This window comes from Microbacterium sp. RU33B, from assembly GCF_900155915.1.
Taxonomy (GTDB): Bacteria; Actinomycetota; Actinomycetes; order Actinomycetales; family Microbacteriaceae; genus Microbacterium.
In genome coordinates this window covers 591,821-616,142 of the sequence record NZ_FTPO01000002.1, presented here as the reverse complement: position 1 = coordinate 616,142, position 24,322 = coordinate 591,821, and the positions used below count along the sequence as shown (strand labels likewise).

General features: G+C 71.3%; 16 protein-coding genes. 10 read left to right on the top strand and 6 right to left on the bottom strand.

From position 1 onward, the window contains the following. The first annotated feature begins 107 nt into the window (after positions 1–107). Positions 108–1,430 (top strand): MATE family efflux transporter, encoded by a 1,323-nt coding sequence (locus tag B0B14_RS12525; protein ID WP_076682275.1) that lies wholly within the window; start codon positions 108–110, stop codon positions 1,428–1,430. Positions 1,431–1,463: 33 nt separating this feature from the next. Here B0B14_RS12525 and B0B14_RS12520 read toward each other — a convergent pair whose 3' ends face one another. Beyond that, positions 1,464–10,184: a DUF5979 domain-containing protein gene (locus B0B14_RS12520; RefSeq protein WP_143733717.1), complete on the bottom strand. Its 8,721-nt coding sequence runs from the start codon at positions 10,182–10,184 to the stop codon at positions 1,464–1,466. Between the two features lie 152 nt (positions 10,185–10,336). Beyond that, positions 10,337–10,972 carry a TrmH family RNA methyltransferase gene (locus tag B0B14_RS12515; RefSeq protein ID WP_076682271.1) on the bottom strand — a complete coding sequence of 212 codons (636 nt, stop codon included), beginning with the start codon at positions 10,970–10,972 and terminating at the stop codon, positions 10,337–10,339. Positions 10,973–11,180: 208 nt separating this feature from the next. Here B0B14_RS12515 and B0B14_RS12510 point away from each other — a divergent pair, with 208 nt between their 5' ends. Both B0B14_RS12510 and B0B14_RS12505 read left to right on the top strand, forming a co-directional pair. After that, the gene (locus tag B0B14_RS12510) at positions 11,181–12,491 is read left to right on the top strand and encodes an Nramp family divalent metal transporter (protein ID WP_076682269.1); all 1,311 of its coding nucleotides are present in this window, start codon (positions 11,181–11,183) and stop codon (positions 12,489–12,491) included. 23 nt (positions 12,492–12,514) lie between these two features. Continuing rightward, a complete protein-coding gene (locus B0B14_RS12505; protein ID WP_076682267.1) occupies positions 12,515–13,156 on the top strand; it encodes a metal-dependent transcriptional regulator in 642 nt (213 codons plus the stop codon). A 25-nt stretch (positions 13,157–13,181) separates the two neighbouring features. Here the strand turns inward: B0B14_RS12505 and B0B14_RS12500 are convergent, their stop codons facing one another. Then, positions 13,182–14,141 (bottom strand): SDR family NAD(P)-dependent oxidoreductase, encoded by a 960-nt coding sequence (locus B0B14_RS12500; protein ID WP_076682265.1) that lies wholly within the window; start codon positions 14,139–14,141, stop codon positions 13,182–13,184. 54 nt (positions 14,142–14,195) lie between these two features. Between B0B14_RS12500 and B0B14_RS12495 the strand changes: the two genes are divergently transcribed. Both B0B14_RS12495 and B0B14_RS12490 read left to right on the top strand, forming a co-directional pair. Next, positions 14,196–15,005: an HAD-IIA family hydrolase gene (locus B0B14_RS12495; protein WP_076682263.1), complete on the top strand. Its 810-nt coding sequence runs from the start codon at positions 14,196–14,198 to the stop codon at positions 15,003–15,005. Between the two features lie 286 nt (positions 15,006–15,291). Continuing rightward, on the top strand, positions 15,292–15,486 hold the full coding sequence (locus tag B0B14_RS12490; RefSeq protein ID WP_076682261.1) for a hypothetical protein: 195 nt from the start codon (positions 15,292–15,294) through the stop codon (positions 15,484–15,486). Between the two features lie 3 nt (positions 15,487–15,489). On the opposite strand, the gene pyrE is transcribed toward B0B14_RS12490, so the two are convergent. Further along, entirely contained in the window at positions 15,490–16,068 is a 579-nt protein-coding gene (pyrE, locus tag B0B14_RS12485) for an orotate phosphoribosyltransferase (RefSeq protein ID WP_076682259.1), read from the bottom strand. Between the two features lie 137 nt (positions 16,069–16,205). On the opposite strand from pyrE, the gene B0B14_RS12480 reads away from it, so the two are divergent. From B0B14_RS12480 to B0B14_RS12470, 3 genes are read left to right on the top strand one after another with little or no spacing between them, the layout of a single operon-like run. Continuing rightward, positions 16,206–17,747 carry a Re/Si-specific NAD(P)(+) transhydrogenase subunit alpha gene (locus tag B0B14_RS12480; RefSeq protein ID WP_076682258.1) on the top strand — a complete coding sequence of 514 codons (1,542 nt, stop codon included), beginning with the start codon at positions 16,206–16,208 and terminating at the stop codon, positions 17,745–17,747. Then, positions 17,744–19,147: a Re/Si-specific NAD(P)(+) transhydrogenase subunit beta gene (gene pntB / locus B0B14_RS12475; protein ID WP_076682256.1), complete on the top strand. Its 1,404-nt coding sequence runs from the start codon at positions 17,744–17,746 to the stop codon at positions 19,145–19,147. Before B0B14_RS12480 ends, pntB begins: the two co-directional genes overlap by 4 nt. Before the next feature lie 40 nt (positions 19,148–19,187). Next, entirely contained in the window at positions 19,188–20,030 is an 843-nt protein-coding gene (locus B0B14_RS12470; RefSeq protein WP_076682255.1) for an exodeoxyribonuclease III, read from the top strand. 10 nt (positions 20,031–20,040) lie between these two features. Here B0B14_RS12470 and B0B14_RS12465 read toward each other — a convergent pair whose 3' ends face one another. Next, complete coding sequence (locus B0B14_RS12465) at positions 20,041–21,270, bottom strand: NAD(P)/FAD-dependent oxidoreductase (protein ID WP_076682254.1); 1,230 nt, start codon at positions 21,268–21,270, stop codon at positions 20,041–20,043. Between the two features lie 269 nt (positions 21,271–21,539). Here B0B14_RS12465 and B0B14_RS12460 point away from each other — a divergent pair, with 269 nt between their 5' ends. Both B0B14_RS12460 and B0B14_RS12455 read left to right on the top strand, forming a co-directional pair. Further along, entirely contained in the window at positions 21,540–22,805 is a 1,266-nt protein-coding gene (locus B0B14_RS12460; protein ID WP_076682253.1) for a sensor histidine kinase, read from the top strand. 44 nt (positions 22,806–22,849) lie between these two features. Beyond that, a complete protein-coding gene (locus tag B0B14_RS12455; RefSeq protein WP_372236646.1) occupies positions 22,850–23,503 on the top strand; it encodes a response regulator in 654 nt (217 codons plus the stop codon). A gap of 31 nt (positions 23,504–23,534) precedes the next feature. Here B0B14_RS12455 and B0B14_RS12450 read toward each other — a convergent pair whose 3' ends face one another. Then, the gene (locus B0B14_RS12450) at positions 23,535–24,104 is read right to left on the bottom strand and encodes an NADPH-dependent FMN reductase (protein ID WP_076682249.1); all 570 of its coding nucleotides are present in this window, start codon (positions 24,102–24,104) and stop codon (positions 23,535–23,537) included. Positions 24,105–24,322 lie beyond the last annotated feature (218 nt).

Below are 24,322 nucleotides of genomic sequence, written 5' to 3'. Positions count from 1 at the left end.
GCCTTCGGTCGGCGCACCCACACGCCGATGTGGCGCGGGCCGCGCTCCGGCCAGGCTAGGGCCTCGTCGCGGATCGCCCGGGCGGGCGCGCCTCGTAGGCTCGACTCGTGGCCACCCGAGACACGCTGAACCGCGACATCCTGCGGCTCGCCGTCCCCGCCCTCGGGGCGCTCATCGCCGAGCCCCTGTTCCTCATCGTCGACGCCGCGCTCGTCGGCCACCTGGGCATCGTGCCGCTCGCCGGACTCGGCATCGCCTCGGCCGTACTGCAGACGATCGTCGGCCTCATGGTCTTCCTCGCCTACTCCACCACTCCCGCCGTCGCGCGCCGGTTCGGCGCCGGCGATCCGACCAGGGCGGTGTCGGTCGGCGTCGACGGCATGTGGCTCGCCCTCGGCCTCGGGTCGGTGCTGGCCCTGGGGGGATTCTTCGCGACGCCCGGCCTCGTGGAGCTCTTCGGCGCCGCCCCCGACGTCGCCGAGCAGGCGCGCATCTACCTGGGACTGTCGATGTGGGGCCTGCCGGCGATGCTGGTCGTGTTCGCCGCGACCGGTCTGCTGCGGGGCCTCCAGGACACCGTGACCCCGCTCTGGATCGCCGGATTCGGGTTCGCCGCCAACGCACTCCTCAACTGGCTCTTCATCTACGGCTTCGGCTGGGGGATCGCGGGGTCGGCCGCGGGCACCGTCGTCGCCCAGTGGGCGATGGTGGCGGCCTACGTGCTCGTGGTCGGACGCCTCGTGCGGCGGCACTCGGCATCCGTCCGTCCTCAGCGCGACGGCGTGCGCGGCTCGGCGCGCTCGGGCGGCTGGCTGTTCCTGCGCACGGTCTCACTGCGCGTCGCCTTCCTCGCCACGGTCGGTGTCGCCACCGGACTCGGCACCGAGGAGCTCGCCGGGTGGCAGGTGATCTTCACGCTCTTCTCCACGGCGGCGTTCGCCCTCGACGCGCTCGCGATCGCCGCGCAGGCCCTCGTCGGCAAGGGCCTCGGCGCCGGTTCGACCGGCGAGGTGCAGCGGGTGCTCCGCCGCACCGTGGCCTGGGGCGGCTGGTTCGGCATCATCGTCGGCGGCATGCTCGCGGCCCTCTCGGGCGTGATCGGCCTCGTGTTCACGGGCGATCCGGCGGTCGCCGCGCTCATCCAGCCCGCCCTCCTCGTGCTCGCGGTCGCGCAGCCGATCTGCGGCATCGTCTTCGTGCTCGACGGCGTGCTCATCGGGGCGGGCGACGCGAAGTACCTGGCGATCGTCGGCGTGGTCAACCTCGTGCCGTTCCTCCCCGCCCTGCTGCTCGTCGGACTGCTGCACCCCGAGGGCGCCGGGGGTCTCGCCTGGCTCGCCGTGACGTTCTTCGGCGTCTACATGCTCGCCCGGCTCGTCACCCTCGGCCGACGCGTGCGCGGCACCGTCTGGATGACCGTCGGCGGCTGAGCGACCTCCCCACGGCGACCGCCGGACGTCGGATCACACCCGACGGCGACGGCGGGCGACGACGAGGACGAGACCGAGCAGCAGCATCCCTCCGGCGAGCCAGACCGAGCCCCACGGCACCGAGCCGCCCGTCGGGGGCATCGGGTCGGCGAACGTGTTCACGAACGACACCACCGACGGCGATTCGTCGTCGCCTTCGGCGAGCACGACGGTCGCTGCCCGGCCCGGGGCGGCCGGCGCGTCGTCGACGGCGACCGTCGTCGAGAGGGCACCCCCGGCATCCGTCTCCGTCACGGCGCACTCGGCTCCCACCGGGAGCTCGGTCCACACGACCGTCTCGCCCGCGGCGACCCGCTGCGACGACGACTCGGCCGCCGTGACGGGAAGGCCGAGGAGCGTGCACACGACCGAGATCGGGAAGGTCTCCGGAGCTCCGATCGCCGTGCCGCCGGCGGCGCTGCGGGTCTGCTTCGTCGCGGAGATCGAGGCGAAGAGGAACTCGTTCACGGCCGAGACCGGAGGCTGCGGCTGGTCGACGTCGACGAGGTCGGTCGGATCGGTCGTGACGGTGAACGTATAGCCGCCGTCATCGTCGACCTCGAGACGCTCTCCCGACGCGTCGGCGAGCCAGCTGTTCGTCGCGCCACCGGCATCCGTCTCCGCCACGCGGCAGATCGCCCCCGTCGGCAGCGCGGTGTACAGCGCGGTCGGCGCGTCGGCGCTCACCGTGCGCGTCGCGCCGTCGGCGATGTCGAGCTCCACGTCGCGCAGGGTGCACGCGAGCGAGATCTCGAACGAACCGGTGCCGAACTTCTCGGCGCCGGCGCCGGTGAGCACCTTCGTGACCTCGAGCGAGCCGCCGAGATACCAGTTCGTCACGGCGACCGATCCGACACCGGTCGTGGGGATGATGATGACGCCCGTCGTCGGATCGCCCTCGTTCGGCGTGATCACGACCGAGTCGGCGTATGCGGCGTCCTCCTCCGTGATCTCGCATCGCGACTGCGCCGCGATCGGGAAGAACGCGACCGTGTAGCCGTTCTCCGGGGCGAGTGCGACCAGCTCGGACAGCACGGTCTCGCCGTCGTTGACGCACGTCACCGCGATCGTGAACGACTGCCCGTCGGCGACCTGGGCGGCAGCCGTGCCGGCGAAGTCCTTCTCCACGACCATGCCCGACACGTCGAACAGGTTCGTGAAGGTGACGGTGTTGCGCGGGGAGCCCGCGACGATATCGCGGGACAGCTCGGGGATGATCACCGTGCGGGTGGCCTGGTCGACGACGGGAGTCACCGTCGCCGCCTCGACCTGCACCTGGCTCACCGTGGCGGCCGCGCCCCGGGGGTCGGTCTCGACGACGACGCACCGCGAGCGGCTGGGCAGATCGGCGAACACCCGGGACTGATCGCCCTCGAGCTCGAACGTGGTGAGCGGGAGGACGGTGGCTCCACGGAACGTGCACGTGACCGACATGCCGAACGTGCTCGGCACCGCCCCTTCGTTCGGGTCGACGTTCTTCGCGATGCGCAGCGACGCCCGCAGGAACACGTTCTCGGTCTGGATCGTCGCCGTGGGCTGATCCGACGGACCGATCACAGCCGTTGCGGGGGTGTAGATCGTCTCGTCCTGCCCGGAGTCCGATTCCACGACGCGGCACACCGAGTCCACCGGGATGCCGGACAGCGTCACGGGGGCGCCGGCGCGGAGCGTCACCTGGCCGGCCTGCGGCAGCGTCACGGGAGACCCGCGCCACGTGCACGACACGACGGCGGGGAAGCTCGCCGGAGCGTCCGAGGCGCCCGGGCCCGAGACCACCTTCGTGAGGGTGAGCGAGCCGTTCGGGAAGACGTTCGTGACGGTCGCCGTCACGGTCGTGCCGTTGCCGATGGTGAGGCTCGACGGGCTCACGGTGTGCGAGGAGGCGAATCCCTGGTCGACCTCGGTCACGGCGCAGGTCGCCCCCGTCGGCAGACCGGTGTAGGTCGCCGTGCCCGCGCCGGTGATCGTGCGGGTCGGGCCGCCGGGGATGGCCACGGCGACCGGAGCGCCGTTCACGACCCGGGTGCACGCCAGCGACACCGTGTAGGAGCCCTGGGTCGCCGGAGGCAGAGCCGCGGCGGGGAGACCCGAGAGCGCCTTCGTGACGCGGAGAGAGCCGGTGGCGAAGGTGTTCGTCACCGTCACGGCCGTCGGCTGCGCGGCATCCGTCACGGTGAACGTCGTCGGCGTGATCGTCGTGGAGGTCGCCCCGCCGTTCTGGGTCTCGGTGACGGCGCACACGGCGCCGCGCGCGAGGTTCGCGACGTTCCACGTCGGATCGGCGCGGCTGAGGGTGACGGTGTCGTCGAAGACGAGCTGCGGATCGCCCCACGCGAGGGTGCAGCGCAGGCCGACGGTGAAGTCGGTGCCGCCCCAGTCGGCACCGCCGGGGCCGGCGATGGCCTTGGTGATGGATGCCGAGCCCGCCGTGTACACGTTGGTCATCGTGAGGGCGACCTGCGGATCGGTGCTGTCCGGCGGATCGGCCACGAGCGTGAACGTCGCCGTGGGATCGGGCTCGTTCTGCCCGGGGACGCCGGAGACCGAGACCTGCGTGTACGTCTGTGCAGCTCCGCTCGCGTTCGTCTCGACGACGGTGCACTCCGATCCGGCCGGAAGCCCGGTGAACTCCACGACCTCGCCGTCCTCGAGCGTGAACGCACGGTCGCCGACAGGCAGGACCTCCTGGCCGAGGAAGAAGCAGGATGCGGTGAAGTCGTAGTCGTCGATGTACTGGATCGGCACGCCGTCCTGATCGACCGCGGGACCGTTGTCGACGGCCTTCTCCACGCTGAAGCCCGCGTGGCGGTAGGTGTTCGTGGCGGTGATCTGCTCGAGCTGCACCGGGTCGGGGAACGCCGGATCGACGACGTTCGGCCGCGTGTCCCAATCGCGCAGTGCGGTGATCGGCTGATCGCTGTAGCCGACCTCGACGCCGGGCGTCGGAGTCGCCTCCACGAGCGAGCAGCGGGCGAAGAGCGGGAGGTTCACGTTCGACCACGGAGAGGTCACCGGATCGGCGCCGTCGGCGTAGTGGAGCACGGTGCCGTCGGCGGCGAGCTGCACCCGCGACATCGACGCGCCCGCCGTGTTGACGAGTCTCACCTGCTCCGGCCCCGACGTGCACGAGACGTCGAAGTCGTAGTTCGTGGGCATCACTATGGCGGGATCCCACCCGTCGGGCACGACGACATCCTTGGCGAGGTCGATCTTGCCTGTGGCCATCGCGACGCCCACCTTGCGGGGCTCCACGACCGTCGTGACGTAGTCGAGGTCGTCGAGCACGCCGCGCGCGCCTACGGCGGCGGAGTTCCAGGCGATCGAATCACGGTCGAGCCGCTCGGCGACGGTCGCCTGCCACGCGGTCGACGTCGTGTACGTGACGCCGACGCTCTGCCCGGGCGGCAGGCCCTGCGCAGCGCGGTTCGCGAAGTCGACGACGATCTTCAGCGCCCGGACCTCCGCGAGCTGCGCCGGCGTCATCCCGGGCGTGAGCAGCTGCCAGTTGCGGGTCGTGACGTCGGTGTAGCACGGGTTCGACGGGAGGATCGTTCCGCTGGTCTCTCGCAGGATGTCGGCCGCGTTGCAGACGGTCGACGGCACCGTGGTCATGTAGTAGACGTTGCGGAACTCGCCGGCGGCGAGGTCCGTCAGGTACTGCACGCCCCCCGTGAAGGTCACGGGCCACGCGGACTGGCGCGGGGAGTTGATGATCACGCCCGTGTCTCCGAAGGCGGGGAGCACGTCGATGCCCGCCACGACGGTGGCGGGAATGTTGCCGAGGTTGGTCACCTCGAACTTCCACCGCTCCGAGCCTCCGGGGCGGGTGATCGGGATGCAGGGCGTACGCCAGTAGCCGTCGACGCCGTTGGGGGCCTCGCACTGCGTGGTCGGCACGTTGAAGGCGAGCACGCCGAGATCGTCGTAGTGCGGGTCTCCCGGCTGGGCGCCCGGCAGTCCGGCGCCTTCGCCCTTCACCCACTTCGTCATGCGGAGCGGTGCGGCCGGCGTCGGCGTGATCTGGGTCGTCGCGATGCACGCGGGCACGCCGGGCAGCGCGGGGAGCGCGACGCCGTTGACGGCGCCGACGCAGGAGTCGAGGATGCGCTCGGTGCGGGCGGTCACGGTGTTGACGACGGGGGTCTCCGGCTCGAGGCCGATGCGGAACTGCAGGGCGGCCGTGATCGTCAGCGTGTCGCCGACGGCGAAGACGAAGCCCGGCGGCACCGTGATGGAGAGTTCGCCCGTGGTCGTGCTGAAGCCCGCCGAGAACCCGGTGACGGGCTTGGCGACGTTGTTGGAGCCCACGAGGGAGAACGTGTAGATCGGCGTCGTGTCTCCGACATCCCGCTCCGCCTCGCGCAGCAGCGCGCCTTGGCCGTCGACCGATGAGACGTCGGTGAGCCGCAGATCGGTGATGGCGCGCGCGCCGGTGTTGCGCACGGTGATGGTGAACGGGATGTCGTTCTCCGGACTCTCCGGACCGGTCGGCGTCTTCATGATGCTGAGCCGGGTCTCGCGGTGCAGCAGTCGCGTGGTGGCGGTGGACGAGGCATCCGCCTCCCACAGCGCCGCTCCGTTGCGCCACGAGGCGATGCCGTTCACGTCGAGCGTGTCGGTCGTGGTGCCCTGCACGGGCTCGCCCGGCGCCCCGACCAGACCCGGCTGCGTCGACGGCACCGGCTGATCGGTCGCGCCGCCCACGCCGTAGCGCAGCAGCGCGTTGCGCGTCGTGTTGAAGGCGACGACGACCTCCGGGTTGTACGGACGCTCCCAGTTGCCGCCGTCGGCGGTGCGGAACGACCAGCGCAGGCCGCGCACCTGTCCGGCGGTGACGCCGGCGGGCAGGACGGGCGTCACCGCACCGGTTGTCGGGTTCGCCTGCACGAACACGCCCTCCCGCCAGCACGCCGTGAGGTCGGTGCTGCCGGCGCAGAGCGCGACGAGGTCGGAGCCCACGAGCGAGTAGTCGACGCCCACGAGGGCGTCGACGCGCAGCTGGCGCACGGGCGCCGGCAGAGTCGCCTGCGGGAACGACGTGAACGAGAACGCGTTCCAGAAGGTCGGGGTCGCGTCCTCCATCGTGAGGGTGGTGGTGCGCGCGGTCCCCTCGGGGCGGCTGCGCAGGGTCACGACGTAGGCGTTGGACTGATCCTCGAAGCGGCTGGCGGCGTTGAAGGTCTTCGACGCCGTCACGGTGTAGGTGGGGAGCACGAACACGAGGTCATCGGATGCCTCGGCGACGACGACGTTGGCGCTCGTCCCGCCGGGCGAGGAGATCGTCGCCCGCGCGATGTTGAGCGCTTCGAACGCCGGCGGGATCGCCTGGCCGGTCGACCGGGTGAGCGGCCGCTCCTGGTAGACGAGGACGATCGTGGTGGTCGCCTGCGACACGATGAACCCGGTGTGCGTCACGCTGACGGCGGTCACGTCGGCGAGCTGCGCGGGCGTCAGCGCCAGTGCCTGCGCCAGGGTGTAGTCGGTGGTGGCCGCGCCCCTGCTGAGGGTCACGGTGGTGCCGGTCGCACCGGCCGGGACGCTGATCGAGGCGATCTGGTGCAGATCGAGCACGTCGTAGATCGTCGGGTCGGCCTGACCCGGCGAGGGATCGGCGACGGTCAGCGATCGGATCTTGGCGGCCGTGGTGTTGGTCGCCGTCAGGGTGCCCGTGACGAGCGGGTACAGCTCGGCATCCGTGTCGGCGGGCGGGATGCCCAGGTCGGACTGATCGAACGACTTCGTGAGCGACACGTTGAGGGGCGTGTCGAGGATCGTGATCGTCGCGCCGTCGGTCGAGGAGAACGAGGCGTCCGGATCGGTCGCGTCGAGCCGCACGGTGTTGAGGACGACGCCGACCTCTCCCGAGTTGTACGTGATGCCGCTGGTCGTTCCGAGCACCGCCTGCGCCGGATCGGACCGACGGTCCTGCCGCAGCTGGTAGGTCAGATCGATCGGGCGCACGATGCCGGATGCCGCCACGCCCGAGCCGACGATCGGATCGTTCGGCGAGGTCGCGCGGCTCGCGCGGGTCGGGCTCTCGATGAATCCGATCCGCACGCCGAGCGTCGACTCGCGCTCCGAGGGGGTGAGCGTGTAGCCGGGGAACGTCCCGTCGCAGAGCGCGCCGGTGGGCCCGCACACCGTCGAGGTGATGTCGACCCATCCGCCCGCCGTAGAGGAGTACAGCAGCACCGCGTTCACCGCGTCGAACGTCATGAGCGGATCGGTGGCCGTCGTGATGGGCTGGATGCGCACGAGGTCGAACGCGTCGTACACCGAGCCGGCGACGTCGGCGGGATCGGTCGCCGGGTCGGACAGCGTGACGGCGTCCAGCGGGTAGTCGTTCGTGCCCCACGTGAGCCGCAGCGAGCTCTGCTGATCGGTCTGTGCCGTGGTCGTCGCCAGGTCGTCCGAGGGCACGCCGCCGACGAGCCAGCCCTTCTCCACGAGCTGGCCGAGGCCGCCGGGGCCGGTTCCGGGGGCGCGGAGCTCGATCGTGTCCGACGCGGTCGCGGTGCTGCTGGTCGGCGACGCATTCGGGTTCGTCACGGTCGCCGCGGCGTCGTTCGACAGCACACCGTCGGCGCCGCTCGCGGGCGTCGCCGGATCGCTGCGGAGATCGTCGCGGAGTGCGACACGGTAGTACGGCAGCACGTTGAAGCCCGGGGGCAGGAGGGCGCCCGGCTCGGTCGGGGTGAAGGTGTAGCGGAGCCCCTGGATCTGCTCCCGCAGCGCGCCGTCGGGCGTGTAGGTGAAGCTGGTCGACGGGCCCACGATGCCGGCTCCCGCGCCGCCGGGGAGCGCCGTCCACGCGGAGCCGTCCCAGTAGGTGATCGTCAGCGTGGAACCGGCGGGCACCGACGTGCTCACGATCTGCTGCAGGTCGAAGCTGTCCCAGAACGCCGTGGGCGGATCACCCGGCTGCGGGTCTCCCGGGTCGCTGACCGTCAGGACGGCGGCGCCCACGGTCGAGCCCGCGGGGCCCTGCGTCGACACGGCGGCCGGCAGCTGCACGAGGCTCGACGCACCGGGCGACGACCAGATCCAGTCGCGGAGGATCTGCTTCTCGAGCGACGCGAGCACCCGCAGCGGCTGGCGGGTGAGCGCTGCCTCCGAGAATCCGACATCGCTCTGCTGGCCGAGCTCGTCGAAGACGACGGCGGACGCGCTGTTGAGCGAGCGGATGTCGGTCTCCCCGACGACGGGCTGCGCCCGTACGACGAACGGCAGCGATGCGAACTGGGCCGAGCCCATGAGTCCCGTGAAGCTCACGGTGAAGCCGTCGACCACTCGGCCGGCCTCGGGTGCCGGCAGCGTGTCGCGTCCGGTCGCCGTCTGCTCGGCGCCGACGCCGTCGGCGTACGTGTAGACGATCGAGGCACCCGTCGCGCCGACCGGCCACTCCAGATCGGCGTTCGTGAACCCGACGAAGTCGAGGCCCTGCTGCGACAGCGTCAATCCGCCGGCGCCCGGCTCCGCGATGACCATGCGGGCGACCGGGGCACCGCCGACGGAGGCGCCGATCGTCGCCGTCCGCGTGTCTCCCGACAGCACCGTCGTGCGGTCGAACACCTTCGTCACGGCCACCGTGGGCTTGATCCGGCGGATCTGCACGGACGCCTGCGCGGTGGTGGGTGCGCTCGTCGCGCCCGCGACCTCGACCTGCGCCTGGGCGGTGTCGGTCACGGTCAGCGTCGTGCCGTCGGCGAGGTCGACGACCGACGGGCGCGTCGCGGTGGCGAGCTGGATGGATGCCGGAGTCGCCGCGGGTGGCGCGGCGAGCGTGCCGGCGGAGTTGGAGAACACGAACCGCAGACCGTGCACGTCATCGAGCGCGAGCCCGGCGAGCAGGTCGTCGGGCACGGCCGGAATCGGCCCGGGAGTGCCGGTGATGCTCGTCCACGTGCCCGCGGCATCCCGCCAGAACGTTTCGACGGAGTCGGCGCCGGCCGGAGGCACGAGACTCGTGATCCCGGTGAGCGCGAGGTACTCGAACGGATCGGATGCCGCGGTGTCGGCCGGGTCCTGGATCGTGAGCGAATCGACCGTCGTGTTGGAGGTGTTGGCGCCGCCGAGGGTCCAGCCCACGACCCGGCCGGGAACGGCCGGGATGGGCTCGCCCGGAGGCATGTTGGACTGCGCGGCCTTCGACGCCGACGCGGAGAGCGTCTGCGTGACCTGGATCGTGACGGGCGCCGTGGCCTGCACGGGGACGGCATCGACGGCCGTCGCCGTGGCCGTGTTGGAGATCGTCCCGCCCTGCTGCACGGACAGGCCCGTCGGCACGCGCACCGCGACGACGATCGTGACGTCGGACGTGCCGGCGATCAGGCCCACGTCGGCCCCGTCGAGGGGCTGTGTGAATCCGACCGTGACGGTGCTGCCGCTGAAGCTGGGGACGAAGCGGGTGCCGACGCCCGTGACCGAGCGGATCGGGCTCCCCTGCGACGTGTCGAGCTCGAGGGGTGCGGGGATGGTGTCGGTCACGGCGGCGTTGACGCAGCCCGCCTCGAGCGTGATGCACGAGACGAGGATCTCGTAGGAGAACGTGTCACCCGGTTCGTAGACGGGGGTGTCGGCCGGACGACCGGCGACGAACTTCTCCAGCGTCAGCTCGGCGTCGCCGAGGTCGGCGAACGCCGCCGGCGTCACGAGGCTCCCGACAAGGACGGCGACGACGAATGCCGCCACGGCTGCCATGGCGCGTGACCACACGCCGCCTCGTGTCATGTGGACGCGGCCCCCCACGGGCCGACGTCGGTGTCGAATGCTGGTCATCCGTGCAAACCCCCGTTGCACGACAAGTTCGACGTGCTCCTGGGTCACACTAGAACACTTCCGTCACATGCGGCACGGCCGGACGAAAGTCATGCCCAGCGGCGGCACCACTCGTACATCACGACCGCCGCCGCCGCCGAGGCGTTGATCGAGCGGGTGGAGCCGTACTGGGTGATCTCGACGACGCCGGATGCCGCGGCGAGCGCGTCGGCGGAGAGCCCGGGGCCTTCCTGGCCGAAAAGGAGCACGCACCGCTCGGGCAGTTCCGCACGGTCGACCGGCACAGAGCCGTCGACGTTGTCCACCGCGATCACGGGAAGGCCTGCGGCATCCGTCCACGCGGCGAAGGCGGCGACATCGTCGTGATGACGCACGTGCTGGTACCGGTCGGTGACCATCGCACCGCGGCGATTCCACCGGCGCCTGCCGATGATGTGCACCTCGGCCGCGAGGAACGCGTTGGCGCTGCGCACGATCGAGCCGATGTTCATGTCGTGCTGCCAGTTCTCGATCGCCACGTGGAACGCGTGCCGGTGCTCGTCGAGATCGGCGACGATCGCCTCCATCGTCCAGTACCGATAGGCGTCGACGACGTTGCGCGCATCGCCGTGCGCGAGCAGCTCGCGGTCGTATCGGGGGTCGTCGGGCCAGGCATCCGGCCCGCCCGGCCACGGCCCGACGCCCACGGGGGCACGCGGGGCTTCGGAGGCATCCGGCTCGGTCACCGGCTCAGAGTAGCCCGGTCGAGCCTGCGCACGTCCCGTCGCCCCCGGCCCGTCCGTCACCCCACCCGCCCGCTCACCCGTCGCGCCCGTCGAGAACCGTAGGAGTATCTGCCGCCCGAGGCCGCTCCGACGCCCGGCACGGCGTGTCCTCCTACATCCTCGACGGTGCCATCTTTCGGCTCACCGAAATCTCGGATACCTTTTCGGTGTGCCGAAAAATGCTCCACCCGCGGACGCCGCTCTCCGCGCACACCGGCGGCCGCCCACCTCGACGCGCCTCGCGTGGCTCCTGGGCCCCGCCCTCGTCGCGGGCGTCGCGTACCTCGATCCCGGCAACGTCGCCAGCAACATGACCGCGGGTGCCCGCTACGGCTACCTGCTCGTCTGGGTCGTCGTGATCGGCAACGTCATGGCGTGGCTCATCCAGTACCTGTCGGCCAAGCTCGGGATCGTGACGGGGCAGAGCCTCCCCGAGACCCTCGGACACCGCATCCGCCGTCCGTGGGCCCGGCGGGCCTACTGGCTGCAGGCCGAGCTCGTGGCGATGGCGACCGACATCGCCGAGGTCATCGGCGGCGCCGTGGCGCTGTGGCTGCTCTTCGGCATCCCGCTGCTGTGGGGAGGCGTCATCACGGGCTCGGTGTCGATCGTGCTGCTGATGGTGCAGTCCCGCCGGGGCCCGCGTGCGTTCGAGTTCATCGTGATCGGCCTCGTCGCGATCATCGCGATCGGGTTCACGTTCGGCGTCTTCCTCGCGCCTCCGGATGCCGCGGGGGTCGTGGGAGGACTCGTCCCCCGGTTCGACGGCACCGACTCTGTGCTCCTGGCGGCGTCGATCCTGGGCGCCACGATCATGCCGCATGCGATCTACGCGCACTCGGCTCTCGCCCGCGACCGCTTCGCCCCCGCGGGCCTGCCCCAGACGAAGGGGGTGCGCCCCGACCTCGATGCCCTGCGCGGCATCCCCACCGCCCGCCTCCTCCGTGCGACCAAGTGGGACGTGAGCATCGCGATGCTCATCGCCGGCACCGTGAACCTCTGCATTCTGCTGCTGGCCGCAGCGAACCTGGCCGGAGTGCCCGGCACCGATTCGCTCGAGGGCGCCTATGCGGCGCTGGACGCGGGACTCGGCCCGATGGTCGCGACGCTGTTCGCGGTAGGACTCCTCGCCAGCGGCCTCGCCAGCACGTCCGTCGGCGCCTACGCGGGCGCCGAGATCATGCACGGGCTCCTGCGCGTTCGGGTGCCGCTGCTCGCGCGCCGCCTCGTGACCCTCGTGCCGGCGCTGGTCATCCTCGGCGTCGGGGTCGACCCCACTCTCGCCCTCGTGCTCAGCCAGGTCGTGCTGTCGTTCGGCATCCCGTTCGCCCTCATCCCCCTCGTGGCGCTCACCGCGCAGCGCGATGTGCTCGGCGCGTTCCGCAACCGCGCTCTCACGACGGCGGCGGGGATTGCGGCATCCGTCTTCCTCGTGGCCCTCAACGGCGTGCTCCTGTGGCTCGTCTTCACGGGGGCGTGACCGCGGCCCGATAGCCTGGGGCGGTGCCGACGTCCGTCGCGATCGACGACTACCTCAAGACGATCTACCACCACACCGAGTGGCAGAGCGATCGCATCACGCCGTCCCAGCTCGCGCTGGTCCTCGGCCTCGCGCCGTCGAGCGTGACGGAGATGGTGCAGAAGCTCGCCGCGCAGGGACTCGTGACCCACCGGCCCTACGGCCCGATCGGACTGACCGCCGAGGGCGAGCGTCGCGCGGCGGCGATCGTGCGGCGGCACCGCCTGGTCGAGACGTGGCTCGTGCGCGAGTTCGGGTACGGCTGGGATGAAGTGCACGACGAGGCCGAGATCCTCGAGCACGCCCTGAGCGACCGGCTGCTGGAGGGCATCGACGAGCGGCTCGGTCGCCCGCGGTTCGATCCGCACGGCGATGCGATCCCGGATGCCTCGGGCGTCGTGCGCCGCGAGCCGTTCGTGCGGCTGGGCGACGCCGCCCCCGGCCACGTCGGCCGCGTGCTGCGCGTGAGCGACCGCGACCCCACCCTGCTGCGCGCGCTCGTGGACGCGGGCATCGACGTGGGGCGCACCGTGCGGGTGACGGATGCCGCCACCGCCGCGATCGACGACGGCGAGCCCTTCGCGCTGCCCGCCGGGGCAGCCGACGCGGTCTGGCTCACCGCGTAGCGGCAGCCGGGCGTCCGGGCGGCGGTCAGCGCCGACGGACCTTCGCGGCCTTCTCGAACGGCCACTGCACGCGGGCGGTGCGCTCGCAGAACTCCCATAGCCGGGCGGCGATCTCGGGGTCGCGTGTGATCTTCGACGGGCGGGCGACCTGAGGCGCACCCCGGGTGAGGCGCTGCGGACCGTAGAACTGGCCGCCCTCGGCATCCGGATCGATCAGGGCGCGCACGAGCGGCCACGCACCGTGCTCCTTGGACTGCGTCATGGGGCCCTGCAGGTTGTCGGCGAACCGCTTGAGGCGCGAGGGCTGGTTCACGCCCTGGATGCCGGGCGTGCGCCCGCCGATCGAATAGCCGGGGTGGGCGACCAGGCTGCTCACCGACACCCCCGCGGCGCGCAGCCGCCGGTCGGCCTCGAAGCCGAGGGAGGTCGTGGCGACCTTGGACTGCACGTACGCGCGCCAGGCCGTGTAGCCCTCGACGAGCTGCGGATCGACCGGGTCGTAGGGCGAGATCGTGGTCGACAGGCTGCCGAGCCACACCAGGCGCCCACCCGTCTTCGCGAGCGGGAGGAGCAGCTCGCCGGCGAGCCCGAAGTGGCCGAGGGCGTTCGTGGCGAAGACGAGCTCGATGCCGTCGGGCGTCGTCTCGCGCTGCTTCGGCGGATGCGTGATCCCGGCGTTGAGGAGCACGCCGTGCACGGGCCCGGAGGTCGCCGCCGACGCCGCGGCGGCGCGCACCGAACCGAGGTTGCTCGTATCGAGGATGAGGGTCTCGACACGGCCTTCGGCTTCGTCGACACGGCGGTGCAGTGCCGCTCGGGCTGCGGAGAGCCGGTTGGGGTTGCGCCCCGTCATGACGACGCGGGCGCCGGCGCGCACGAGCTGCTCGCAGGAGAAGTAGCCCAGGCCGGCGTTCGAACCCGTCACGAGATACCGACGGCCCGTGAGGTCGGGCAGCTGCTGCGGATCCCATGCGTCGCGCGCCACGCCTCGACCCTATCCGTTCGGGCGCGCGCGCCGGTGCGTCGCTAGGCTGGCCGCATGCGGACCCGCGCCGATGTCGAATGCTGGCTGACCGACATGGACGGCGTGCTCGTCCATGAGAACCGTCCCGTGGTGGGCGCCGCCGAACTGCTGGCGCAGTGGCGCGATTCGGCCACCCCGTTCCTCGTGCTGACGAACAATCCGATCTTCACGCCGCGCGACCTGAGCGCGCGGCTGCGCCGGTCGGGACTGGACGTGCCGGAGGAGCGCATCTGGACGTCCGCCCTCGCGACGGCGGAGTTCCTCAAATCGCAGCTCCCCGGTGGCACCGCGTTCGTGATCGGCGAGGCCGGTCTGACGACCGCGCTGCACGAGGCGGGCTACATCATGACCGAGACCCAGCCCGACTACGTCGTGGTCGGCGAGACCCGGCAGTACTCGTTCGAGGCGATCACGAAGGCCATCCGGTTCATCAACGCCGGCGCCCGGTTCATCATCACGAACCCGGATGCCACGGGCCCCACCCCCTCCGGAGTGGTCCCCGCGACGGGCTCGTTCGCCGCACTGATCACGACGGCGACGGGCAAGGCGCCCTACGTCGTCGGAAAGCCGAACCCGATGATGTTCCGCTCCGCGATGAACCGGATCGGCGCCCACTCCGAGAACACCGGGATGATCGGCGACCGCATGGACACCGACGTCGTGGCCGCCATCGAGGCGGGGCTGCACTCCGTGCTCGTGCTCACCGGCATCAGCGACCGCGCCGAGATCGAGCGGTACCCGTTCCGCCCCGACGAGGTGCTCGAATCGGTCGCCGACCTGGTGTCGGCCGAGCCCTGGGAGTCGGAGATGCCCGAAGGCGTCTGAGCCGTCGGGAGAAGTTCACGCCGAGCCTCTAGACGCGCACCCCCCGGCACGGACAACATGGGACGCATCCCCCGAGCGCGCCCGAGCGCGCCCTGGCGGATCCCGCGCGGCGACCCGAAACCCGCGCGGCGCGCAGTGCGGAGATCGTGGCCGAGGCCGCGGAAGGGAAGCGCCCCATGAACGCTTTCGAGCAGAATCTGCTGTTCGCGGCCACCGGCATCGTGATCCTCGGCACGATCATCGCGCTCGTGGTGCAGTACATGCGCCGCGACAAGGACGATCAGTGATGGCACCGCTGTCGCTCGGGGTCGTCCTGCTGGCGTTCCTCTGCCTGATCGGCGCCGCCGTGCTCTGGCAGCGGAACAAGACCGCCGGGGTCGACGGCGTCGGTCGCGGGGGCACGCGCATCGCGATCATCGTGCTGGTGACAGCGGGCGTGCTGCTCGCCCTCGCCTCGCAGCTGCCCGCCCTGCGCGGCTGAGCGCTACTGCGCGTCGAGCCCGAGGTCGTCGAGGTCGATCGCGGCGAGCCACCGCAGCCCGGCCTCTTCGATCGCCGCCTGCGCGCCGGTCTTGCGGTCGACGATGACCGCGACCGCGACAGGCTCGGCTCCCTCGCGGCGCAGCGCCTCGACCGCCTTCAGCGCCGACTGGCCCGTGGTCGACGTGTCTTCGAGCACGACGACGCGCTTGCCCGCGACATCCGCCCCCTCCACCTGACGCCCGCGGCCGTGGTCCTTGGGCTCCTTGCGCACGACGAACGCGTCCAGCGGTCGAGGCGTGCGCGCCGACTCGTGCATGACGGCGTTGGCGATCGGGTCGGCGCCCAGGGTCAGCCCGCCCACCGCCACGACTCCGTCGACGTCGCGGATGAGGTCGAGCATGATGCGCCCGATCGCCGGAGCGGCGCGATGGTCGAGGGTGAGCTTGCGCATGTCGACGTAGTACGTCGCCTTCTTGCCGCTGGACAGGGTGAAGTCGCCGTGGAACACCGCCTCGTCCTCGATCAGGGCGATGAGGTACTGGCGGTCGGCTTCGAGCTCGGGCGTGGAGGCGGCGGTCATGCGAACGAGTCTAGGAGGGGCATCCGATGTTATTCACGCGCTCGGATCGCGCCCGTCGGGCGCGACGGCTCTACAGTCGGAAGACGGATGCCGTGGCCGCACAGCGACCTCGGCTCCCCGCCTGACAGGAGCTCCCCATGACGCGGATCGGCATCGTCGCCGAGCGCCCCGGCGAAAGCCGGGTCGCGGCGACACCGACCACTGTTCCCAAGATCATCGCCCTCGGCTACGAGGTGGTCGTCGAGACGGAAGCGGGCGCCGCATCGTCGTTCCCCGACGCGGCGTTCGCTGCGGCGGGCGCGACGATCGTCGACGGCGACGCGGCGTGGTCGTCGCCGATCGTGCTGAAGGTCGAGCCGCCCACGCGGGGGGAGATCGACCGGCTCGCCGATGGTGCGACGCTCATCGGCCTGCTGAGCCCGGCGCTGCGCCCCGACCTGGTCGAGGCGCTCGCGACCCGCGGCATCACGGCGATCGCGATGGATGCCGTCCCGCGCATCTCGCGCGCCCAGTCGATGGACGTGCTGAGCTCGATGGCAAACATCGCCGGGTACCGCGCGGTCGTGGAGGCCGCTAACGAGTTCGGCCGGTTCTTCACCGGTCAGGTGACCGCGGCCGGCAAGGTGCCGCCCGCGAAGGTGCTCGTCGCCGGCGCGGGGGTCGCGGGCCTCGCCGCGATCGGCGCGGCGTCGAGCCTCGGTGCGATCGTGCGGGCGACCGATCCGCGCCCGGAGGTGGGCGATCAGGTCGCTTCGATCGGCGGCACGTACCTGCCCGTCGACGTCGTCGTGGAGCAGTCCACCGACGGATACGCGAAGGCCACGAGCGAGGCGTACGACCGTCGGGCTGCGGAGATCTACTCCGAGCAGGCCGCCGACGTCGACATCATCATCACCACCGCCCTCATCCCCGGCCGTGCGGCGCCGCGCCTCATCACCGAGGCGGACGTCGCGACCATGAAGCCCGGTTCGGTCATCGTCGACATGGCGGCCGCCCAGGGCGGCAACGTGGCGGGCTCAGTCGCCGGCGAGAGGGTCGTCACGGCGAACGGCGTCACGATCCTCGGCTACACCGATCTCGCGGGTCGGCTGCCGCAGCAGGCGTCGCAGCTGTACGGCACGAACCTGCTGAACCTGCTGAAGCTGCTCACCCCGGGCAAGGACGGCGCGCTGTCGCTCGACTTCGACGACATCGTGCAGCGATCGGTCACGGTCGTGCGCGCGGGCGCCGTGACGTGGCCTCCCCCGCCGGCGCAGGTGTCGGCGGCGAAGCCCGCGACCCCGGAGCCTGTCGGAGCATCCTCGCAGACCGCGAAGAAGCCGATGTCGGCCGCCGCGAAGAGCGGACTCATCGCCGCCGGCATCGCCGCCCTGTTCCTCGTCTGCGCGTTCGCGCCCGCGCCGCTGCCGCAGCACTTCCTCGTGCTGACACTGTCGGTCGTCGTGGGGTTCTACGTCATCGGCCACGTCGCGCACGCCCTGCACACGCCGCTGATGAGCGTCACGAACGCGATCTCGGGCATCATCGTGGTCGGCGCGATGGTGCAGATCACCGCCCCCAGCCTCGCCGTGCAGCTGCTGGCCGCCCTGGCCGTGCTGCTGGCCAGCATCAACATCTTCGGAGGGTTCGCCGTCACCCGGCGGATGCTCGCGATGTTCTCGAAGGGTGACGCGCAGTGACCCTCGCCGCCTCCGTCGCCGGCGCCGCGTACATCGTCGCCGCGCTGCTGTTCATCCTGAGCCTCGCCGGCCTCAGCAAGCACGAGACCAGCCGCCGCGGCGTCGCCTACGGCATCGTCGGCATGGCGATCGCGCTCGTCTCGACGGTGTGGCTCACCGCAGCCCAGGCCTGGGGCGACCCGGCCGCGCTCGTGGGCCTCACTCTCCTCGTGGTCGCGGTGCTCGTCGGCGGCGCGATCGGCCTGTGGCGCGCACGCGTCGTGGAGATGACCGGGATGCCGGAGCTCATCGCTCTCCTGCACTCGTTCGTCGGCCTCGCGGCCGTGCTCGTCGGCTGGAACGGCGCGCTCTACGACACCGGTCTCACCGGGACGCTCGCCGACATCCACCACGCCGAGGTGTTCATCGGCGTCTTCATCGGCGGAGTGACCTTCATCGGGTCGATCGTCGCGTTCCTCAAGCTCTCGGCGCGCATCTCGTCGAAGCCGCTCATGCTTCCGGGGAAGAACGCCCTCAACATCGGCGCCCTCGTCGCGTTCGTCGCCTTGACGGTCTGGTACGTCGTCACACCCGAGCTGTGGCTGCTGATCGCCGTCACCCTCCTCGCCCTCGCGCTCGGCTGGCACCTCGTGGCCTCGATCGGCGGCGGCGACATGCCGGTCGTCGTCTCGATGCTCAACAGCTACTCCGGATGGGCCGCCGCCGCAGCGGGCTTCCTGCTCAACAACGACCTGCTGATCGTCACGGGCGCGCTCGTGGGCTCGTCGGGTGCGTACCTGAGCTACATCATGTGCAAGGCGATGAACCGCTCGTTCCTCTCGGTCATCGCGGGAGGGTTCGGCATCGAGGCGCCGAGCGGCGACGACGCGGACTACGGCGAGCACCGCGAGATCGACGCCGAATCGGTCGCCGACATGCTCACCGGAGCATCCACCGTCGTCATCACCCCCGGCTACGGCATGGCCGTCGCTCAGGCGCAGCACGGCGTCGCGAACCTCGTGCAGCGGCTCCGCGAGCGCGGCGTCGACGTGAAGTTCGGCATCCACCCCGTCGCCGGACGCCTTCCGGGGCACATGAACGTGCTGCTCGCCGAGGCCAAGGTGCCCTACGACATCGTCCTCGAGATGGACGAGATCAACGACGACCTGTCGCAGACCGACGTCGTTCTCGTGATCGGGGCGAACGACACCGTGAACCCGTCCGCCGCGGAAGACCCGGGCTCGCCGATCGCCGGCATGCCGGTGCTGCGGGTGTGGGAGGCGGGCAACGTCATCGTGTTCAAGCGCTCCATGGCCTCGGGCTACGCCGGCGTGCAGAACCCGCTGTTCTTCCGCGACAACGCGCAGATGCTCTTCGGCGACGCGAAGGAGCGGGTGGAGGACATCCTCAAGGCGCTGTAGCGGCGACGCGGCGTCGGCGGTCGACCGTAGGCTGGACACCATGCGTCTGGCCACCTGGAACGTCAATTCCATCCGCGCTCGCGTCGCCCGCACGGTCGAGTTCGCGGTGCGCGAGCACGTCGACGTGCTCGCGATGCAGGAGATCAAGTGCAAGCCCGAGCAGTTCCCGTACGCGGAGTTCGAGGCGGCGGGCTACGAGGTCGTCGCGCACGGACTCAGCCAGTGGAACGGCGTCGCGATCGCGAGCCGGGTGCCGATCGACGACGTCGAGCTCGCGTTCCCCGGTATGCCGGGCTTCTCGAAGGACCACCAGGGTCCGGATGCTCCGCAGGAGGCCCGCGCGATCGGCGCGACCGTCGGCGGGGTCAAGGTGTGGAGCCTGTACGTGCCCAACGGCCGCTCCCTGGAGGATCCGCACTACTTCTACAAGCTCGACTGGCTGTCGGCCCTCGCGCAGTACACGTCGGATTCGCTCGAGCAGAACCCCGACCTGGCGCTCGCGCTCGTGGGCGACTTCAACATCGCGCCGACGGATGCCGACAACGGCGATCCGACGGTGGTCGCGGGCTTCTCGACCCACGTCTCGGCCCCCGAGCGCGCGGCCTTCGCGGCACTCGAATCGGCAGGGCTCACCGACGTCGTTCGTCCGCTCGTGCCGTCGGGCTACACGTACTGGGACTACAAGCGCCTGCGCTTCCCCCGCAACGAGGGCATGCGCATCGACTTCATCCTCGGGTCGCACGCGCTCGCCGAGTCCGTCACGGGCGCGGCGATCCACCGCGACGAGCGCAAGGGCGAGATCCCCAGCGACCACGTTCCCGTGGTCGTCGACCTCGACCTGACCGGGCCCGACGACGACGACGATCGGCCCATGATCTTCTGAACGCGGCGGCTCAGATCCGGCCCTGCAGGATGAAGTGCCAGTAGAGCCACGGGAAGACGTGCCGGTCGACGATCCATGACGCCCTGTTCTCGCGGTACATGGCCGGCCAGAACGGGATCGTGGGCTTCAGGCGGCCGCGGTGGTCGTATTCGGCCAGGACGACGGTGCCGCGCGACACGGTGAACGGACACACCGTGTAGCCGTTGTACCGGGCGGGGGGACGCTCTCCGCGGAGCGCCGCCACGATGTTCTTCGCCAGGGCGGCGGTCTGCTTCCGCAGCGCTCCGCCCGAGCGGTCGCTGGGAAGGCCCGCCGCATCGCCGGTGGCCCAGACATCCGGGAACCGCGGGTGGCGCAGCGTCTCGGCGTCGACCTCGATCCAGCCCTTCTCGTCGCCCGGGACGGCGAGCCCCGACGAGGCGAGCCAGGCCGGAGCGACCTGCGGCGGCTCGACGCACAGCACGTCGTAGTCGAGCTGCTCCGTCCCGCCGCCGCGCGTCGCGAGCTCGATGGTCTTCGCGGCGCCGTCGACACCGGACAGCTCCGTCGCCGTCCGCAGCTCGATGCCGTACTCGTCGATCTTGCGCTCCAGCTCGCGGGCGATCTCGGGGATGCCGAACACCGCGTCGTCGGCCACGACCAGCACGACCCGCAGCCGATCGAGCACGCCGATGGCACGCCAGTACGCGCAGGCCTGGTACATCGGCTTCTGCCCCGCGCCGAGGCACGAGCCCGGCCCCTCCGGCTGCACGAAGACCACGGTGCCCTCGCGGATGTCGCGCAGAGCCGCAGACGCGTCGACGGCGAGGTCGAGCTCGTAGTTCGACACGGCCTGGCGCGCCGACACCGCCTCGGCGAGTCCGGGCACCCGGCTCCACGCGAAGTGCATGCCGGGGCAGAGGACGAGCTGGCCGTACGACAGCCGCCGTCCGCCGGCGAGTTCGACGACGGATGCCGCGGGGTCGACGGCGGTCGCGGCGTCGCGGATCCACTCGACGCCCTTCGGGGTCACGTCGCCCTGCGGCCGCGTCGTGATGTGGGCGGGCGCGGTGCCCCCGGCGACGTGGGAGAGGAGCGGCTTGTAGACGTGCACGTCGCGCGGCTCCACGACCACGACATCGTCGACGCCGTAGCGCCTCAGCCGGCCGGCGACGGCGAGTCCCCCGTTGCCACCGCCGATCACCACCACCCGGTGCCACTCGGGGGTCGAGATCTCGTCCTGCGCTTCGGGGTCAGCCATGTCCCCACGCTAAGCGCGCCCGCGCACACCTCGGGCGGGGTTGCGGTGCGGACTCCGCCGGGGTACGCGCTCGGGCCCCGTGTGCGCGCGGTGTTCCGGAGCATCCGCCGCCCTCCGCCGTTCTCCGGAGATCCGCCGTTCTCCGGATCCACCCGGCCCGACGGCTCCGGAGGAACGAGGATGTCCGCTGCAGAGAGAAGCAGCCCGCGCACGCCCGACTCCGCCGTGCGGGGGATGCCTCGGCATGCCCTCCCCCGTAGCGTGGAGTGATGCTCGACACCGCCCCCACCGATCGCGTGCGCCTGCCCGTCACGCGCAGCGGACTCCGCGCCGACGCCGCACTCGCCGCCGCCCTGCTCGTCGGGGCCGTCCTCAGCAGCGCCCTCGGCTCGGTCGCGGGCCTCTACGGCGACGACACGCTCTCGCTGGAATGGGCGCTCCTGTACGCGGTGGCCGTCGCCGCCCCCCTCGCCCTCCGTCGGAAGTACCCGGAGATCGTGGCCCTCACCGTCGCCCTCGCGTTCTTCGTGGGCGGTTCGCTGCGCGTCACCGATGTCTACGTCGGCAACATCGCCCTCTTCATCGCCGTCTACACGGTCGGGGCGTGGGTCGACGATCGCCGGCGCGCGACCATCGTGCGCGTCGTGATCATCGTCGGCATGTTCGTCTGGCTCCTCGTCACGATGTTCCAGTCGGCGACCGCGCCGACCGATGAGGGGCTGTCGCGGGTGGGACTCTTCTCACCCTTCGTCGCATTCATGCTCATGCAGCTGCTCGTGAACATCGCCTTCTTCGGCGGCGCGTACTTCATGGGCGACCGCGCCTACCTGTCGGCGCGCGAGCGGGCATCCCTCGAGGAGCGCACGCGCGAGCTCGAGAGCGAGCGGGAGGTGACGGCCGCGCAGGCCGTCGCCCTCGACCGCGTGCGCATCGCGCGCGAGCTGCACGACGTCGTTGCCCACCACGTCTCGGCGATGGGGGTGCAGGCCGGGGCCGCGCGAGCCGTCATGGACCGCGATCCGGATGCCGCGCGCACGGCGCTCATCGGCGTCGAGGCGTCGGCGCGCTCGGCGCTGGCCGAGCTCCGCCAGCTGCTCGAGACGCTGCGCGCCCCCGGGGGCGAAGCCGTCGACGGGTCGACGCTGCGCCTCGACGATCTCGCCGCGCTCGTCGCGCATGCCCGCGAGAACGGCCTGCCCACGACGTTCGCCGTCGTCGGCGAGCCCGTGCCGCTGCCCGACGTCGTGCAGGTCAATCTCTACCGGGTCGCCCAGGAGGCTCTCACCAACGCCCGCAGGCACGGGGGTCCGGATGCCTCGGCCGACGTGCGCCTGCGCTACTCCGCCGACTCGGTCGAACTGGAGATCGCGAGTGCAGGACGCCTCTCCTCCCCCGGCACCCGCACCGGGCTCGGCATCGTCGGGATGCGCGAGCGCGCCGCGGCCTCGGGCGGGACGATCGAGATCGGCCCCCGGCCGCGCGGCGGCTTCCTGGTGCGCCTGCGCGTACCCGTGCGCTCGGAGGTGCTCGCGTGACGGGCACGCCCATCCGCGTGCTGCTGGCCGACGACCACGCCGTCATGCGCGCCGGCTTCCGCATGATCCTCGAAGCGCAGGACGACATCGTCGTGGTGGGCGAAGCGGCCGACGGCGCCGCGGCGGTGGCCGCGGCATCCGCTCTGCGTCCGGATGTCATCTGCATGGACGTGCAGATGCCGGGGACCGACGGCATCGAGGCGACGCGGCGGATCGTCGCCGACGCCGGCATCGAGTCAGCCGTCGTGATCGTGACGACGTTCGACCGCGACGACTACCTCTTCGAGGCGCTGGAGGCAGGGGCGAGCGGGTTCCTGCTGAAGAACGCCGGCCCGGAGGAGCTCGTCACCGCCGTCCGGGTCGCGGCGGTGGGCGACGCCCTCCTGGCGCCCGAGGTGACGCGTCGCGTGATCGAGCGGTTCGCGGCGGGCGGCGCCGCGCGTTCGCCCCAGACGGCGACTCCGGATGCCTCGAACCCGCCGTTCGGGACGCACGAGCCGGTCGTGGTCGAGCTCACCGAGCGCGAGGACGAAGTGCTCCGGCTCGTGGCGCAGGCGATGAGCAACGCCGAGATCGCCGCGAAGCTGTACATCGGCGAGGCGACGGTGAAGACGCACGTGTCGAACCTGCTGCAGAAGCTCGGCGCGCGCGACCGGGTGGCCGCGGTGGTCTACGCCCACCGTCACGGCCTGGCGTAGACCCCCCGTCCTCGAGTCCCCGCAGGTAGGGTCAGGCGCCGACCGGCACCGGGGCGTAGCGGTCGATGAGCGACTCGAAGGCCTCGAGGTAGCCCGCGAGGAACTCGGCGGTCTGCTCGTTGGTGACTTCGCCCTCGTCGGTGAACAGGCCGGGGAGCGACTGCACGTACGCCTCGGGCTGGCCCAGCGTCGGTGCGTTGTAGTGGCTCAGGATCGCCTTGAGGTGCTGCTGCGCCGCAGCCGTTCCGATCGGACCGCCCGACGTGCCGATCACGGCGGTGGGCTTGCCGTTGAACGAGCCCTGGCCCCACGGACGTGCGGCCCAGTCGAGCGCGTTCTTGAGGACGCCGGGGATCGAGCGGCTGTACTCGGGGGTGACGATGATGACGCCGTCGACGTCGTCGATCGCCTGCTTGAAGTCGCGCGCCACCTGCGGGTAGTCGGCGTCGAAGTCGGGCGAGTAGAAGGGGAGGTCTGCGATCGGGATCTCGACGAGAGTCGTGCCCTCGGGCGCGAGTCGCGCGAGCGCCTTCGCGAGGCGGCGGTTGATCGACGTCGACGAGATGCTGCCGACGATGTAGCCGATGGTGCGGTCGGACATGGGGGACTCCTCCGTGAAATGAAAAGGGTCCCCGGCGGGGACCACCGTGGACGTTCCACCACGGTCCAAGGAGAGGCATCCGGAATCTATTCCCGCGCATGGATGTATGACGCCGGATGACACTCCTCCCCCGCGGGAGGGGGACCACATCCCCACCCCCAGGGGGAGGCCGCGACACCGTCCCGTCCCTAGCGTGGAGTCATGGACCTCAGGAGGAT

Excerpts from the sequence above, each read along its gene's own strand:
- B0B14_RS12495 (WP_076682263.1), top strand. The coding sequence starts at position 14,196 with ATGCGGACCCGCGCCGATGTCGAATGCTGGCTGACCGACATGGACGGC.
- B0B14_RS12490 (WP_076682261.1), top strand. The coding sequence starts at position 15,292 with ATGGCACCGCTGTCGCTCGGGGTCGTCCTGCTGGCGTTCCTCTGCCTG.
- pyrE (WP_076682259.1), bottom strand. The coding sequence starts at position 16,068 with ATGACCGCCGCCTCCACGCCCGAGCTCGAAGCCGACCGCCAGTACCTC.
- B0B14_RS12480 (WP_076682258.1), top strand. The coding sequence starts at position 16,206 with ATGACGCGGATCGGCATCGTCGCCGAGCGCCCCGGCGAAAGCCGGGTC.
- B0B14_RS12470 (WP_076682255.1), top strand. The coding sequence starts at position 19,188 with ATGCGTCTGGCCACCTGGAACGTCAATTCCATCCGCGCTCGCGTCGCC.
- B0B14_RS12465 (WP_076682254.1), bottom strand. The coding sequence starts at position 21,270 with ATGGCTGACCCCGAAGCGCAGGACGAGATCTCGACCCCCGAGTGGCAC.
- B0B14_RS12460 (WP_076682253.1), top strand. The coding sequence starts at position 21,540 with ATGCTCGACACCGCCCCCACCGATCGCGTGCGCCTGCCCGTCACGCGC.
- B0B14_RS12455 (WP_372236646.1), top strand. The coding sequence starts at position 22,850 with ATGCGCGCCGGCTTCCGCATGATCCTCGAAGCGCAGGACGACATCGTC.
- B0B14_RS12450 (WP_076682249.1), bottom strand. The coding sequence starts at position 24,104 with ATGTCCGACCGCACCATCGGCTACATCGTCGGCAGCATCTCGTCGACG.